Genomic DNA, 14,591 nt, shown 5'->3' with positions numbered 1-14,591 from the left:
ACTCGTCACTCCTGGACGTGCGCCGCTTCCCCGGAGCCGGCCGTCGGCGGTGCGCCACAGCTCGACCAGCTGACGGTCGACGGCCGGTGCACCTTCGCCACCACCCCACCGGCTGGAGCCGACGCCTCCCCTGGGATGGAGCCAGCGCAACACACTGAACCGGGAACACCCCAGGCGGGTCGGCACTGCTCACCACCCCGGGCGGCCCACCACCCCGGCCGGCCCACCACGCCGGGGTGGACCAGCCCGCCCCAGCCCGCCCCGGAGTGCCCGCTCCTGGACAGCTGTGAGCTCGACGCGGGAACCTGGCTTCCAGCGTCATGCCGACCGCGCCACGCGCACAGTCCCACCGGTCCGGACGGGTGAGTCCCCGGGCTCGGGGCCTCGTAGAATCGCCGGGTGAACGCCCCCGCACCTCCGGCCGAAACCCTCCGCGCCGCCCTCGCCGGTCTGCTAGACGGGCTGCCGCCCCGGCAGGCCGCGCAGGCGGTGGAGCGGCTGATCGCCAGCTACCGGGGGGCGACCCCGACCGACGCTCCCATCCTCCGCGACCGGGCCGATGTCGCCGCCTACGCCGCTTACCGCATGCCCGCGACCTTCGAGGCGGTCCGTTCCGCGCTGGAGGCGTTCGCGGAGGCCGTGCCCGCGTGGGTGCCCGGATCGCACACCGACGTCGGAGGCGGGACCGGCGCCGCCGCCTGGGCCGTGAGCGCGACCTGGGGCGGGAAGCGGCCCGTCACCGTGCTCGACTGGGCCGAGCCCGCGCTCGCGCTCGGCCGGGAGATCGCCGCGGCCGACCCGGCCCTGCGGGACGTACGGTGGCAGCGCTCTCGGATCGGAGCGGCGCTCACCCTGGAGAGCACCGATCTCGTCACCGTCTCGTACGTCCTCAACGAGCTGACCGCCCCCGACCGCACCGCCCTCGTCGACGCCGCCGCGACCGCGGCCCAGGCCGTGGTGATCGTCGAGCCCGGCACCCCCGACGGCTACGCCCGCGTCATCGAGGCCCGCGACCGGCTGATCGGTGCCGGCTTCCACGTCGCCGCCCCCTGCCCGCACAGCGCCGCCTGCCCCATCGCCCCGGGCACGGACTGGTGCCACTTCTCCGCCCGGGTCAGCCGTTCCTCCCTGCACCGCCAGGTCAAGGGCGGCTCCCTCCCCTACGAGGACGAGAAGTTCAGCTACGTCGCCGCCGCCCGCTTCCCCGTCACCCCGGCACCCTCCCGTGTCGTGCGGCGCCCGCAGATCCGCAAGGGCCAGGTCCTCCTCGACCTGTGCCAGACCGAACCGTCCCTGCACCGCACGACCGTCACCAAACGCCACGGCGATCTTTACAAGGCGGCACGGGACGCGGACTGGGGCGACTCCTGGCCACCGGCACCATGATCGGGACTCCTGTCAGGTACGCATAAGATCAACTCCGCGCCTTCGGGCGTGAGCAATGCGCACCACAGAAACGGGAGGAACCTTTGAAGAAGCTTCTGATCGCCCCGGTGGCGGCCCTGGCCCTGGCCGGTTTCGTGCCGAGTGCCTCCGGCACGGCGACCGTGCGGAGCGACGACATGACCACCGTCGCGGCCACGGCGAAGTGCAAGAGCCTCACGGCACTTTCGAACGTCAACGTGCGCAAGTCGGCCAGCACCAAGTCGACCATCCTGCGCCTCTGGTACAAGGGCACCAAGGGCTGTGACATCAAGGGTGTCGACGGCGGCTCGTACAAGAACGCCTGCGGGATCAAGAGCTACCACTACTGGCGCAAGGTCAACTACCACGGCACCGTGGGCTACGTGCCCAACGTCTGCGTGAAGTACTCCTGACCGACCCAGCGGAACAACGCCTCCTCCGCCGACGCCCGGTCGGCGGGGGACAGGTTCGCGATCTCGATGTTGTGGTTGCCTCCCGGGACCCACAGGACCCCGGAGTCGCGGCCGCCGGGGTCGAAGTACTCGGCCACGGAAGGGTCCTGGGTGCCGTTGACGACCAGCATCCGGCTGCCGCGGCGGCGGACCCAGCGGTCGATGTCCGGCATGGCTGCCGCGTCGAAGGCCATGGGGACGTCCCGCGGGACGAAGGTGCGCGCCTCGATGCCGCCGGAGTGGCGCAGCAGGTCCGCGACATGGTCGGTGGGGACGTTGCCGTACCCCAGCTGCGTGCCGATCTGGTACCAGTAGGGGATGTACCGCCGCGCCGCCGTGTCGGCGTAGAGAGGCAGCCCCGCCGTGTCGTCGAGCCAGGTGTACAGCTCGTCGGCCGTCGCCTCCGGGCCGGGGATCGTGTCGACGTCGGCCGCGCTGCCCCGCTGCCAGAACATGAACAGCACGCGCAGCACGGCGACTTCGAAGGCCTGGTCGGCGCTGCCGATGATGCGGAAGGTGTCGTTGGCGGCGGCCGCCCAGGCCTCGTAACGGGCGACCATCTCGGCCCGTCTGAGCAGCAGTCGCCGCTGTGCGGACTTGACGGCCTCGCGACCCGCGGGGGTGCCGACCGTCTCCAGGAAGCGCAGGTACGCGGAGTCGTCGCGGTCGTCGACGTTGTTCGGAGCCGAGTAGACCACCGTGCCGTCCACGTCCTGGGGGTGGAAGCGGCGGTGGTAGACCGTCGCCATGCCGCCCTTGCTGCTGCCGGTGGAGAGCCATGCACCGGGGTAGAGCCGGCGGAAGAGGCGGACGACGCGGTGGTGGTCGTCGGCGGCCTGGCGGATCGTGAGGTGGGCGTAGTCGGTCCCCGCCGGGCGTGACGTGCCGAAGTAGCGGTGTTCCACCTGGAGTTGGCTGGCGCCGAGCAGGATCGTCGGTTCGCTCCGCCAGGGCGAGAGGACCGCGTGGTAGCCCGTGGTGGTGAGGACCATGGGACGGTCGGCGGCGGTGTGCAGCAGGGTGAGGCGCTGCTCGAAGGTGCCGGCCGCGGGGTTCCTGTGGTCGACCGGCTGGCGCAGGCCCAGGACGAAGTGCCGGTAGCCCGGTCCGGCGTCCTGCCGCTCCTCGATCAGCCGCAGCCCGGGCAGTGCCCGCAGCGCGTCCGCGATGTCGCCGGTGCCGGGACGGGCCGCTCCGGCCGCCGCCCGGGCGGGCGGGGCCGTCGTCGCGGCGAGACCCGCCGCCGAGACGGCCGTCGCAGTGAGCAGTCGTCGTCTCGTCCACACGCGCATCGTGAGTCCTCCCGGGTGTCCGTCGGCCGCGGTGTCACGACCGCGTTCAGTACATCCGCCGGACGTCCCGGGAGGATCCCGCGCGCGAGGGGACCGCCTCCCCCGGGCGGGGGAGGCTCACGACGACTTGCCGGCCGCACCGCCTTCCTGCTGTTGCTGCCGCTTCTCCTGGAGCTTGCGCAGCAGCTCCCGTTTCTGGGCCTGCGGGTCGAGGCCGCCGCCGATCCGGCCGCCCCGGCCGCCGCCGCGCAGCGCCTCGCGGCCGAGCTTCTGGCGCGATCCGCCGACGCCCAGCAGGTTTCCGGCTCCACTTCGGGTCATGTCTGGATCCTTCCCTGGTCCCTCTCCGCGACGAGACGGTTCGTCTCGTTCGTGTTGCTCCACTGTCCGCGAGACGCTCCGTCTTGTCAACCTGTTAAATTCGATCCATGCCCGTACAGAAGTCCGCCCCGCCCGCCCCCGCCAAGTCCGCCCCCGACTCCACCCGGCGCAGTGAGAAGTCCCGCCGCGCCATCTACGACGCCGCCCTCTCGCTCGTCGTGGAGGCCGGCTATCCGAAGACCACCATCGAGGGCATCGCCGCCCGTGCCGGCGTCGGCAAGCAGACGATCTACCGCTGGTGGTCGTCGAAGGCGGACGTGCTGATGGAGGCCTTCCTCGACCTGGGCGAGCAGTCCCTGCGGGAAGCGGGACCGGAGCCGTACGCCTTCCCCGACACCGGCGACGTCGCCGCCGACGTCAAGGGCGTCCTGCGCGCCACCGTCGACCAGTTGCGCGACCCGAGGTTCGAGGCACCGTCCCGCGCGCTGGCCGCCGAGGGCGTCGTCAACGAGCAGCTCGGGCGCGAGCTGGTCGCCAAGCTGATGCAGCCCTCACTCGACCTGTACATGGAACGGCTGCGCGCCGCACAGGACGCCGGGCAGGTGCGGGCCGACATCGACCCGCGCATCGCCCTGGAGTTCTTCATCTCCCCGCTCGCCCAGCGCTGGCTCCAGCACACCGGCCCGATCTCCTACGAGTACACCGACACCCTCGTCGACTACGCCCTTCACGGCCTCGCGCCCCGCTGAGCGCCCCGCTGAGCGGCCCGCGCGAGACGCCCCGGCGCGTCCGTGATCACCCCGTCACAGCCCAGCGCCAGCACCCGGTCCCGCTGTGCGTCCGTCACGACGGTGTGCGCCCACACCCGCCGGATCCCCGAGCGCACCGCCCGCACGAGGTCCGCGTCCCGCGCCCGGTGGTCCACGTCCAGCAGGTCCACGTACGACCGCCAGCGCTCCGGGCGGTCCGTGCGCAGCTGTCGCGCCGAGCGCCACAACTGGGCGAGCAGGCCCAGGCGATGGGCGCGCCGGGCCACCTCCGGGTCGTTGGAGTTCACGAACACCGAGCGGGTCAGGCCGCGGGCCCGGATCAGCCCGGCCAGCCGGTCGAGGCTGCGCGGGTCCTTCGCCTCCAGCATCAGCACGATCCGCCCGCCGAAACGATCCAGCACCTCCGCGACCGTCGGCGGCCGTTCCGACCGCCAGCTGCCGGGCAGGGCGTCCTTCGGGCGCAGCCGGACGCCCTGCCACTCCCGGGCGTCGAGGCCGCGCACCTCGCCGCCCAGGTACGTGGTGCGGTTCAGGGTCCTGTCGTGGAACACCACGGGCGTCCCGTCGCGCAGCGACCGCGTGTCGAAGTCCAGCACCTGCGCCGTACCGCGCTCGTAGGCGGCCATCAGCCCCGTCATGCTGTTCTCGGGGACCTCGCGGGCGCCGCCGCGGTGGGCGACGTACGCGATCCGGGGGAGCGCCGCCACGGTCAGGGGGCCGCTGCCCCACTCCAGCGGGCGGGTCTGTCCCGCCGGTGGACGGATGTCCGCCGGCAGGGCCGGGGCGACGCCGGCCGATCCCGTGAGGGTCAGCGAGACCACCGAAACCGCGGAGGCGAGGCCCGTCAGCGCGATCCTTGTGACCATGGCGACCACGGTAGGGCGCCATGTCATGGCAAAGCGGGCAATGACACCAGATCACGGTGCGGAGTACGCCTCGCCCCACGGGCATATGCCTCGCCCCACCGGTACATGTCTCGGCCCTCCTGCCCCGGATGTGGGCACTGGCCCCCCGGCGCGCGGGAAGATGGGACCATGAGGCATGCTGTTCCGCACGACAGCGAGGCGAGGGGATAGATGAGCGCGGAGTACGGCGGCAGGACCGGCCTACAGGGCAAACTCACCCAGTGGCTGCGCGCCGGGCGCCGGCCGAAGGAGACCGCCGGTGACGGCGGCCGTGAGGACCTGCTGCTCGCCGCCGCCGGCGCCGGACTGCCGCTCGCGCCCGCCGCGCACCCGGCCGGCTACCGCTGCTCCTGCGACCGCGTCGGCTGTCCCACCCCGGCCCGGCATCCGGTGTCCTTCGCCTGGCAGACGCAGTCGACCACCGACCGCGCCCAGATCGAACGCTGGGCCCGCCATCAGCCGCAGGCCAACTTCATCACCGCGACCGGCATGGTGCACGACGTCCTGGACGTGCCCCTGGATGCCGGTCGCAGTGCGTTGGAGCGGCTGCTCGCCGCCGGCGTCGAGGTCGGGCCCGTCGCCGAGAGCGACGACGGCCGCATGCTGTTCTTCACCCTCACCCGCGGGACGCCCGAGGAGGAGGACGAGTGGTGGCCGTGCGAACTGGACTGCCACCCCGAGACGATGGACGAGCACCCCGGGCTGCGGTGGCACTGCCGCGGCTCCTACGTCCTCGTCCCGCCGGCGCGGCTGCCCGGTGAGGACCGGACCGTGCACTGGGTGCGCGGGCCGGAGCATCCGCTCCCGGATCCGCTGACCCTGCTGGAGACCCTGACCGAGGCCTGTGCCCGGTACGCCGGTGAGGACGCCGACCAGGCCGGCGCGGCCTGGCCGGTGCGACGGCACTGAGCCGGTCCCGCTCCGCCCCCTACGAGCCTTCCGCCGACGTCATTCCCTGGATCCGGCCGAGGATCGTCACCTGCTGGCTGCCGCTGCCCTTCGGCGGGTCCACCGCCACCTCGTTGGAGACGAACTCCATCAGGAGGGACTGCTTGATCTCGCCGGTCGTCAGCGCGAGAACGTCCTTGTTGGGGACGGGGAACGACGTCCCCGCGTAGGCCGTCTGCTTCTCGTAGTGCCGTGTCGTGAAGAACACCAGCGCGCCGCCGTCCGCCGTGCGCAGGGCGAGGGGCTGGTAGTCGCCGTTCGTCAGCGGTTCGTCGATGTACTGGGTGACCAGGCCCGGCTTCTTGGAGTTCTTCTCGCGCAGGGCGCGCCACTGACTGGTGTGGGAGCCGTCCGCGAAGGTGTCCCCGCCGTTCTTGAGGTAGGCCGTGTAGTCCCGGCTCAGATCGCCGGGATCGGCGGCCAGGCCGGTCGAGTTCACCGGGACGGACTCGGCCCAGCCGTCCGCGTCCTTCTTGAACTCCGGGACCTTGCCCGGGGCGACGAGGGTGAGGTACGCGACCTGGAAGGGGTCGTCCAGGCTGCTGCGGGTGAACACCAGCAGCCAGCGGGCCGTGCCGCCCTTGTTGCCGGCCGCGTCGACGAGGAACCAGCGGGGCCAGCCGGCCTTCTTGGGGATCGTGTACTTCGCGTCCGTCAGCTTCAGGGGCGTGTGGTTCGGGTTGCCGTCCGGGCTGTTCGCCTTCCCGGCCTTCAGGCGTGCCGAGTCGATGTCGGCCAGGGCGCCGGTGGTGTGGTCGGCGTCCAGGGAGGCGTCGTAGGCCTTGTCGGCCTCGTTGTACGCGGTCGTGAACTCCTGGAGGGCCTGGGCGGCTTCGGCGCGGGTCGTGGACGGGAGGATCTCCCGTTCGCCGTGCACCACCACGCATCCGCTCGCCGTCGCCGACAAAGCGGTCACCGAGGCTGCTATGAGGGCGCTCCGGGCGGACCTGCGGAGCGTTCGAGGGTCGCGATCCCTGCTCATCGGGTTCCTTCACCTTCCCCTTTCCGGAGGCGAACCCTACCGGTTGCCTCCGGCGGTCGGGCGGGGGTGGGTGTGCCTGTGCCTCAGCTGCGGGCCCGACAGCGTGCCGTACCGACTGTCCGGCGGAATCGTGCTGGAGATGTCGTTCGTCCTGGCGGTGCGCAGGCGGCGCACGGAGGCGTGAACCGCTGTCGGCCGGGGCGGTCCGTCCCCGAGACCGTCCGCATGGCGCGGGCGCACAGGGAGACGACACCGTCCGGGGCGCCGGTCCTGGACGTCCACGACCGCCCCGGGCCACCGCCGTTGCGCTTCGAGGCGGCCGACGGCGGCCGGCTGCTGCTGCGGCAGGCCGGCCGGTGCTGCTCGGCCGCGTGGACGGCCCGAACGAAGGCGTCTTCCTGCATCGCCTCCCCGGCTACCGCTCACCGCTGCCGCCCGTCCGGGCCGACCTGACCCGGTCGGGGGCGAACGTGCCGCACCAGTACGCGCGCTGGCTGGAAGAGTCCCCGCACGGCCCGCTGCACGACGCACGCCGGCTCCTCGGCCTCCGGCGCGTCTTCCCGCCCTACGTGTGGACCGGCGACTTCATGCGGGGATGACCCGGCTGCCACCTCGACTGGTGCGCGGGCGGCTGGCAGGGAGTCGTGCCCCTCCGTCCTCTCTCGCCGCCGGACGCGCCCCGGGTGAAGGCCTACCGGCGACGGGCACGCGAGGGCACCCTGGCGCCGGTGCTCCTGTCGTTCGTGACCCCCTCGACGGCTGGCTGATCCTCGACGGCCACGACCGGGCCGTCGCCGCGTTGGCGGAGGGCTCGGACCCGGAGTGCGTGATTCTCGAGCGCCTGGTCGACGAGGACGTCCGGCGGCGGCAGTCGCGGACGCTGACCGACGAGCACGAGCGGCGTGCGGCGGCACTGGCCCGTCGCCCCGGGACGGAACACCGGCGGCGCCGCCTGGCCCAGGGCCTCGGCACCGCCTTGGCGGACCTGCCCCGCGAAGCGGCCCGTACCGTCGCCCGGCCCCTTCCCGGCGGTCCGGCCACCTGGGACGACCTGGCCGCCCGGGCGATGTTTGAATGCCCCCGTGACTGACTACGACGTGCTCCGCGTCTTCTGCGGGCCGAACGGTGGATACGGCAACGAACTCGGCGTCGTGCGCGAGGGTTCGGTGCTGCCCGGGCGGAGTGACCGGCAGGAGTTCGCCGCCAAGCTCGGGTTCAGCGAGACCGTGTTCGTCGACGACCCCGAGCGCGGTGTGATCGACATCTACACGCCCACCCTGCGTCTGCCCTTCGCCGGGCACCCGTGTGTCGGTACGGCCTGGCTGCTCGACGTGCCCGAGCTGGTCACGCCCGCCGGGGTGGCCGGTGCCCGGCAGGACGGGGAGTTCTGCTGGATCGAGGCGCGGGCGGAGTGGGTGCCGCAGCGCACCCTGCGGCAGTACGGCAGCGCCGCCGAGGTCGACGACCTGCCCGTGCCGCCGCCGGGGGAGTGGGTGTACGCCTGGGCGTGGGAGGACGAGCCCGCCGGACGGGTGCGGGCCCGGGCGTTCCCCGGACGAGGTGACGGGATCGACGAGGACGAGGCGACCGGGGCGGCGGCCCTGCTGCTCACCGACCGGCTCGGCCGGGCCCTCAACATCACCCAGGGCGCGGGCTCCCAGATCCTGACCGCGCCCCAGCCGGGCGGATGGACCGAGGTGGGCGGCCGGGTCCGTCTCGAACGCTGACGCTCACGCCGACAGCGGGAACTCCTCGCCCAGCGCCTGGAACACCGCGTTGTTCATCGCGTACGCCCGCTTGCACTCGGACACGATCCGCTGCCGTTCCAGCTCGTCGCCGGGGACCGCGTCCAGCAGCTCCCAGTAATCCCGCTTGAAGGCGGCCGGGTTGGGGATCTCCTCGAACACGTAGAAGCGGACCCCGTCGCCCTTCTTCGGGAAACCCCACGTCCTCTCGGCCGTGTCGCGGATGATCTGCCCGCCGGAGAGGTCACCGAGGTAGCGGGTGTAGTGGTGGGCGACGTAGCCGGCCGGCCAGGTACGGGCGCAGTCGGAGATCCGCCGCGCGTACTCCAGGGTGGCGGGCAGCGCGCTGACGCCCGAACGCCAGCCGGGGCCGCGCAGGTACTCCAGGTCCTGCTCCAGCGAGGCCGTCCGGAACAGCTCCGGGCGCACGAACGGGCCGGCCACCGGGTCCCCGGCCAGGCGCTCGGCGCCGGACTCCAGGGCCCCGTACACGAACCAGAGCTGCTCCGTGTAGCGGGCGAACGCGTCGACCCCCAGTTTGTGCCCCAGCAGGTCGCTCATGAACGTCGAGCCCCTGATCTCCTCGTGCTGCTCGCGGGAAGCGGTGCGAATGAGGGTCGAGAAGGATTCCATGGGCTCATCCTCTGGGTAAGGCTTACCTAAGTCAATGGGTTTGCCGACGCCCTGTCGGTAAAAGCGTACAAGAGAAGGCCCGCCCTGGCAGGGCGGGCTCGGTGATCGGTGAGCAGGGCGAGGATCAGGGCAGCGTGAGGATCTCCGCGCCCGTCTCCGTCACGACCAGCGTGTGCTCGAACTGGGCCGTCCGCTTCCGGTCCTTCGTCACGACCGTCCAGCCGTCGTCCCACATGTCGTACTCGTGCGTCCCGAGCGTCAGCATCGGCTCGATCGTGAACGTCATCCCGGGCTGGATGACCGTCGTCGCGTGCGGACTGTCGTAGTGCGGGATGACCAGGCCCGAGTGGAACGAGCTGTTGATGCCGTGGCCGGTGAAGTCCCGGACCACCCCGTAGCCGAAGCGCTTGGCGTACGACTCGATGACCCGGCCGATGATGTTGATCTGCCGGCCCGGCTTGACCGCCTTGATCGCCCGGTCGAGGGACTCCCGGGTCCGTTCCACCAGCAGCCGCGACTCCTCGTCGACGTCACCGACCAGGTAGGTCGCGTTGTTGTCGCCGTGCACACCGCCGATGTACGCCGTCACGTCGAGGTTGACGATGTCGCCGTCGCGCAGGACGGTCGAGTCCGGGATGCCGTGGCAGATGACCTCGTTGACCGAGGTGCACAGCGACTTCGGGAAGCCCCGGTAGCCGAGGGTCGAGGGATAGGCGCCGTGGTCGCACATGTACTCGTGCGCCACCCTGTCCAGCTCGTCCGTGGTCACCCCGGGGGCGATCAGCTTCGCGGCCTCCGCCATCGCCCGGGCGGCGATCCGGCCGGCGGTCCGCATCGCCTCGATCGTCTCGGGCGTCTGCACCTCCGGTCCGGTGTACGGCGTCGGCGCGGGCTTGCCGACGTACTCGGGGCGGCGGATGTTTCCGGGCACGGGACGGGTGGGGGACAGCTCCCCCGGTACGAGCAGCGACTGGCCAGACATGCCAGCGAGTCTAACCAGCGGCCATGGGGGAACATGACGGTGGCGAGAGGAGCTGGTCATGGCCCTGTTCAAGAAGCGGACGGTCGGCAAGCCGGGCGAGTGGTACTACTGCCTGGAGCACAAGAAGGTCGAGGAGGGGCCGGAGTGCCCCAACAAGGACCGGTTCGGACCGTACGCCTCCCGCACGGAAGCCGAACACGCGATGGAGACCGCCCGCACACGCAACCTCCAGTGGGAGAACGACCCCAAGTGGCACGACGCCCCGGCGGGCGGCCGGAACGAGGAGTAGGCGCATCCCCGCGGCTGCGCGCCGGTCGCGCAGCCGCACCACAGGCGGAGCCGGCCCAGGGGGTGTCCCTACCAGCGTGCGGGCGGAGGGGCCGTCAGATGCTCAGCCAGTCTCGCCACCCTGTCCCGGAAGCGGCGGCGGCCGCGTGGCGTCGGTAGGGCGTTCTCCCCGGCCGCCGCGCTGACCAGATGCTGGACGGTGTCCAGGTCCAGCTCCGAGCCGTCGGGGACGGCCAGGGCCTCGTGGGCCATCGCCGGCAGCTCCCCCTCACCGGGACCGAGGGACAGCACCGTCGCCCCGGCGCGCCGGGCGTCGCACACCCGTTCAAGCAGGGGTGCGGCAGGCCCCTCGGGGGACACCACCAGCAGCGTCTCGCCCCGTCTGGCCGCCTCCAGCCGGCCGAGGCCGACCGCCAGATGCGCCGGGTCCGAGGGGCGCGCGTCGTGCCGTACCAGCGTCGGGGCCAGCTCCGGCGTGCCCGACCACGCCGCCTCGTCCACCAGATGCGCCGCCAGGTGCCACGGCTCGTACTCCGGCGTGCCGACGAGCAGCATCCCGCCGCCGTGCGACACCACCGACCCCCGCAGCGCAACGGCGAACCGCCGCGTGGCGCCCAGCCACTCCGTCCCGGCGAGCACTTCCCGCAGCAGCGCGACCCGTACGGCATCCATACGACCGCATCCTGCCCCGACCGGTCACTCGTGATGTGGAATTCACCACGTATTCGCCCGGCTTGGGCAGAGGGACCGGTCATCCGTACCCGCGTCGAACGCCCGGAGGAACCCGCCGATGACCGAGACCAGCGTCCCCTTCCGCGCCGGCCGGGAGGGATACGCCAGCTTCCGCATCCCCGCCGTCGTCGCCACCTTCCCCCACTCTCGGCTCCGCTCGAGCGGGGGCACCCCCATCGGCACCCTGCTCGCCTTCTGCGAGGGCCGTGTCGGCTCCCGGGACGACTTCGGGAACATCGACGTCGTACTCAAACGCTCCACGGACGGCGGCCGCACCTGGGGCCCGCTCCTGGTCGCCGCCAAGAACGGCGACGCCCTCGCCGGCAACCCGGCCCCCGTCGTCCTCGACACCGGCCGCGTGCTCCTGGTGCACGTACGCAACGCCGCCCTCGCCACCGAGGACGCCATCCGGCGCGGCAAGGTGAGCGCGGCCGACGGACGCCGGGTCTGGGTGCAGCACAGCGACGACGACGGCCTCACCTGGTCCACGCCGAGGGAGATCACGCAGCAGGTCAAGAAGCCGCACTGGCGCTGGTACGCCACCACCCCCGGCCACGCCGTCCAGCTGAGCACCGGCCGGATCGTCGTCCCCGCCAACCACTCCCTGCCGCCCACCGGCACGGACAACGGCACGGAGGGCCGGTACAACGGCGGCCACTGCCTGCTCAGCGACGACCGGGGCGCGACCTGGCGGATCGGCTACGTCGACGACGACACCGACGGCTACATCAACGCCAACGAGACCACCGCCGCCGAACTCCCCGACGGCCGCGTGTACTTCAACACCCGCAACGACTCCCCGTCGCCCGGCACCCGCGCCGACGCCCACTCCGCCGACGGCGGCCAGACCCTGGTGAAACCCTTCCGACCCCAGGCGGGCCTGTCCGCTCCCGTGTGCCAGGCGAGCGTCCTCCAACTCCGCGACCCCGACGTCCTGCTCTGCTCCGGGCCCGCCGACCCGGACTTCCGCGCCCTGATGACGATCCGCGCCTCCACCGACGGCGGCACCACCTGGCGCCCGGCCCACACCGTGGACGGACTGCCCGCCGCGTACTCCGACCTCGTGCGCGTCGACACCGACACCGTGGGCCTGCTGTACGAGACCGGCGACTTCGGCGCCTACGAGACGATCACCTTCCGGCGGGTGCCCGTGACGGAGCTGACCTGAGCCTCCCGGGGCGGTGGCACGGTCGTAGAGTCGGGGCCATGACCTCTACCGACAGTGCTGCCACCGACAACGCCCAGAAGGCCCCCGCCAAGGACCCCTGGGACCTGCCCGACGTCTCCGGACTCGTCGTCGGGGTGCTCGGCGGGACCGGGCCGCAGGGCAAGGGTCTCGCCTACCGGCTCGCCAAGGCCGGGCAGAAGGTGATCATCGGCTCGCGGGCGGCCGACCGCGCCCGGGCCGCCGCGGAGGAGCTCGGACACGGCGTCGAGGGCGCCGACAACGCCGAGACCGCGCGCCGCAGCGACATCGTGATCGTCGCCGTGCCGTGGGACGGCCACGGCAAGACCCTCGAATCCCTGCGCGAGGAACTGGCCGGCAAGCTCGTCGTCGACTGCGTCAACCCGCTCGGCTTCGACAAGAAGGGCGCCTACGCGCTCAAGCCCGAGGAGGGCAGCGCCGCCGAGCAGGCCGCCGCCCTGCTGCCGGACTCCCGGGTCACGGCTGCCTTCCACCACTTGTCGGCCGTGCTGCTCCAGGACCCGGAGATCGACGAGATCGACACCGACGTGATGGTGCTCGGCGAGGTCCGTGCCGACGTCGAGATCGTGCAGGCCCTCGCCGGGCGCATCCCCGGCATGCGCGGCATCTTCGCCGGGCGGCTGCGCAACGCCCACCAGGTGGAGTCGCTGGTGGCGAACCTGATCTCCGTGAACCGCCGGTACAAGGCGCACGCGGGGCTCCGCGTCACGGACGTCTGACGGCATGGGGGACACTGGACGGCACCAGCAGTGCCCGCAGTGTCCCCCGACAGGAGTCGACCCGATGCCCCGCCTCGCCCTCTATGCCCTGATCGTCTGCCTCCTCGCCGTGGCCGCGGCCGTGGTGTCCTTCATGGAGGGCAGCTGGCTGGGGATCGTCTGGGTGCTGCTGGCGGGCCTGTCGTCCAACATGTGCTGGTACTACGTGAAGCGCGGCAAGCAGCAGAAGTCCGTCACGGGCTGACCCGTCAGGGAGCGGCCGAGCAGAACTCGTCCGAGCCCTGCCAGAAGCGGTACAGGTTCTGACCGCAGTACGTCTCGAAGTCACTGATCCCGAGCGACTTCAGGAGCGAGTCGACCACGTCGAAGAACACGCCGTTCACCGCGGGCAGCCACAGCAGCGCGAACACGAACAGCAGGCCGAACGGCGCGAACGGCTCCACCTGCCGCCGGATGTTGTACGACAGCCAGGGCTCGATGACGCCGTAGCCGTCCAGCCCCGGGACCGGCAGGAAGTTCAGCAGCGCGGCCGTCACCTGGAGCAGCGCGAGGAAGGCCAGGGCGAACCGGAAGTCGCTCGGCACGCCGTCCAGCGCGTCCAGCCAGAACGGGGCCGTGCAGACGATGGCGAACAGCACGTTCGTCAGCGGGCCGGCGGCCGAGATCAGGCTGTGCTTCCACCGCCCCTGGATCCGCCCCCGCTCGATGAACACCGCCCCGCCGGGCAGCCCGATCCCGCCCATGATCACGAAGATCACCGGCAGGACGATGCTGAGCAGCGCGTGCGTGTACTTCAGCGGGTTCAGCGTGAGGTAGCCCTTCGCGCCGACCGAGATGTCGCCGCTGTGCAGGGCCGTGCGCGCGTGCGCGTACTCGTGCAGACACAGCGAGACGATCCAGGCCGCCGTCACGAAGAGGAACACGGCGACCCCGGGCTGCTGCGCGAACCCGGTCCAGGTCGCCCACCCCGTGACCGCCGTCACGGCCAGAATCCCGACGAAGACGGGACTGATCCGCCGCTCACTGTGGCGGCTGGTGGCGGTGGTCATGGGACTCCCTGCACTCTCGAACACGCGATGGGACGCCCGACGGTACCGGGCGCTGAGGGAAAACGTCTCGCGCGGGGCGGTCGGTTCCGGGGGTGCGGGGGCATCGGCCGGCCCCCTGCCGCCCGCCGCGCCGCCCAACTACGTGACCGGCTCTCGGCATAC

At 72.1% G+C, this 14,591-nt stretch carries 19 protein-coding genes; 11 read left to right on the top strand and 8 right to left on the bottom strand.

Annotated features, from left to right (window positions below; genetic code table 11):
* The first annotated feature begins 399 nt into the window (after positions 1–399).
* The gene (locus ABFX81_RS11915) at positions 400–1,386 is read left to right on the top strand and encodes a small ribosomal subunit Rsm22 family protein (protein WP_086855677.1); all 987 of its coding nucleotides are present in this window, start codon (positions 400–402) and stop codon (positions 1,384–1,386) included.
* 83 nt (positions 1,387–1,469) lie between these two features.
* On the top strand, positions 1,470–1,817 hold the full coding sequence (locus ABFX81_RS11910) for an SH3 domain-containing protein (RefSeq protein WP_086855678.1): 348 nt from the start codon (positions 1,470–1,472) through the stop codon (positions 1,815–1,817).
* On the opposite strand, the gene ABFX81_RS11905 is transcribed toward ABFX81_RS11910, so the two are convergent.
* On the bottom strand, positions 1,784–3,148 hold the full coding sequence (locus ABFX81_RS11905; protein ID WP_346138027.1) for a S28 family serine protease: 1,365 nt from the start codon (positions 3,146–3,148) through the stop codon (positions 1,784–1,786). The genes ABFX81_RS11910 and ABFX81_RS11905 overlap by 34 nt on opposite strands.
* Positions 3,149–3,265: 117 nt before the next feature.
* Positions 3,266–3,469 (bottom strand): DUF6243 family protein, encoded by a 204-nt coding sequence (locus ABFX81_RS11900; RefSeq protein ID WP_346138026.1) that lies wholly within the window; start codon positions 3,467–3,469, stop codon positions 3,266–3,268.
* Positions 3,470–3,576: 107 nt separating this feature from the next.
* Between ABFX81_RS11900 and ABFX81_RS11895 the strand changes: the two genes are divergently transcribed.
* Positions 3,577–4,218, top strand: a complete 642-nt coding sequence (locus ABFX81_RS11895; RefSeq protein WP_346138025.1) for a TetR/AcrR family transcriptional regulator — start codon at positions 3,577–3,579, stop codon at positions 4,216–4,218.
* Here ABFX81_RS11895 and ABFX81_RS11890 read toward each other — a convergent pair.
* Positions 4,197–5,105, bottom strand: coding sequence for a glycerophosphodiester phosphodiesterase (locus ABFX81_RS11890; protein ID WP_346138024.1), 909 nt, complete (start codon positions 5,103–5,105; stop codon positions 4,197–4,199). The two genes, ABFX81_RS11895 and ABFX81_RS11890, sit on opposite strands and share 22 nt — an antisense overlap.
* A gap of 210 nt (positions 5,106–5,315) precedes the next feature.
* Here ABFX81_RS11890 and ABFX81_RS11885 point away from each other — a divergent pair, with 210 nt between their 5' ends.
* Positions 5,316–6,053, top strand: coding sequence for a bifunctional DNA primase/polymerase (locus ABFX81_RS11885; protein WP_086848782.1), 738 nt, complete (start codon positions 5,316–5,318; stop codon positions 6,051–6,053).
* 19 nt (positions 6,054–6,072) lie between these two features.
* Here ABFX81_RS11885 and ABFX81_RS11880 read toward each other — a convergent pair whose 3' ends face one another.
* Entirely contained in the window at positions 6,073–7,074 is a 1,002-nt protein-coding gene (locus ABFX81_RS11880; protein ID WP_086848780.1) for an SCO2278 family lipoprotein, read from the bottom strand.
* A gap of 371 nt (positions 7,075–7,445) precedes the next feature.
* Between ABFX81_RS11880 and ABFX81_RS11875 the strand changes: the two genes are divergently transcribed.
* The 3 genes from ABFX81_RS11875 (at position 7,446) to ABFX81_RS11865 (ending at position 8,801) form a co-directional block, all read left to right on the top strand.
* Positions 7,446–7,673: a hypothetical protein gene (locus tag ABFX81_RS11875; RefSeq protein ID WP_346138023.1), complete on the top strand. Its 228-nt coding sequence runs from the start codon at positions 7,446–7,448 to the stop codon at positions 7,671–7,673.
* A gap of 227 nt (positions 7,674–7,900) precedes the next feature.
* On the top strand, positions 7,901–8,164 hold the full coding sequence (locus ABFX81_RS11870) for a hypothetical protein (protein ID WP_346138022.1): 264 nt from the start codon (positions 7,901–7,903) through the stop codon (positions 8,162–8,164).
* A complete protein-coding gene (locus ABFX81_RS11865; protein ID WP_086848778.1) occupies positions 8,157–8,801 on the top strand; it encodes a PhzF family phenazine biosynthesis protein in 645 nt (214 codons plus the stop codon). Before ABFX81_RS11870 ends, ABFX81_RS11865 begins: the two co-directional genes overlap by 8 nt.
* A 3-nt stretch (positions 8,802–8,804) precedes the next feature.
* On the opposite strand, the gene ABFX81_RS11860 is transcribed toward ABFX81_RS11865, so the two are convergent.
* Positions 8,805–9,452 (bottom strand): biliverdin-producing heme oxygenase, encoded by a 648-nt coding sequence (locus ABFX81_RS11860; RefSeq protein ID WP_086848776.1) that lies wholly within the window; start codon positions 9,450–9,452, stop codon positions 8,805–8,807.
* A gap of 124 nt (positions 9,453–9,576) precedes the next feature.
* Positions 9,577–10,434, bottom strand: a complete 858-nt coding sequence (gene map, locus ABFX81_RS11855) for a type I methionyl aminopeptidase (protein WP_086848774.1) — start codon at positions 10,432–10,434, stop codon at positions 9,577–9,579.
* Positions 10,435–10,492: 58 nt separating this feature from the next.
* Between map and ABFX81_RS11850 the strand changes: the two genes are divergently transcribed.
* Entirely contained in the window at positions 10,493–10,723 is a 231-nt protein-coding gene (locus tag ABFX81_RS11850) for a hypothetical protein (protein ID WP_086848772.1), read from the top strand.
* Between the two features lie 68 nt (positions 10,724–10,791).
* Here the strand turns inward: ABFX81_RS11850 and ABFX81_RS11845 are convergent, their stop codons facing one another.
* Positions 10,792–11,394 (bottom strand): hypothetical protein, encoded by a 603-nt coding sequence (locus tag ABFX81_RS11845; protein ID WP_346138020.1) that lies wholly within the window; start codon positions 11,392–11,394, stop codon positions 10,792–10,794.
* 118 nt (positions 11,395–11,512) lie between these two features.
* Between ABFX81_RS11845 and ABFX81_RS11840 the strand changes: the two genes are divergently transcribed.
* From ABFX81_RS11840 to ABFX81_RS11830, 3 genes are all read left to right on the top strand, one after another.
* A complete protein-coding gene (locus ABFX81_RS11840) occupies positions 11,513–12,622 on the top strand; it encodes an exo-alpha-sialidase (RefSeq protein WP_086848770.1) in 1,110 nt (369 codons plus the stop codon).
* A 38-nt stretch (positions 12,623–12,660) separates the two neighbouring features.
* A complete protein-coding gene (npdG, locus tag ABFX81_RS11835; RefSeq protein ID WP_030837291.1) occupies positions 12,661–13,380 on the top strand; it encodes an NADPH-dependent F420 reductase in 720 nt (239 codons plus the stop codon).
* A gap of 64 nt (positions 13,381–13,444) precedes the next feature.
* Positions 13,445–13,624, top strand: a complete 180-nt coding sequence (locus ABFX81_RS11830; protein ID WP_059420737.1) for a hypothetical protein — start codon at positions 13,445–13,447, stop codon at positions 13,622–13,624.
* Between the two features lie 4 nt (positions 13,625–13,628).
* Here the strand turns inward: ABFX81_RS11830 and ABFX81_RS11825 are convergent, their stop codons facing one another.
* Complete coding sequence (locus ABFX81_RS11825) at positions 13,629–14,429, bottom strand: zinc metalloprotease (protein WP_086848767.1); 801 nt, start codon at positions 14,427–14,429, stop codon at positions 13,629–13,631.
* Positions 14,430–14,591: the final 162 nt, after the last annotated feature.

Origin of the sequence: Streptomyces coeruleofuscus (assembly GCF_039532725.1) — a bacterium.
In the GTDB taxonomy this organism is placed as follows: Bacteria; Actinomycetota; Actinomycetes; order Streptomycetales; family Streptomycetaceae; genus Streptomyces; species Streptomyces coeruleofuscus.
The sequence above is the reverse complement of the archived record's forward strand: the minus strand, read 5'-3'. Positions and strand labels throughout refer to the sequence as shown.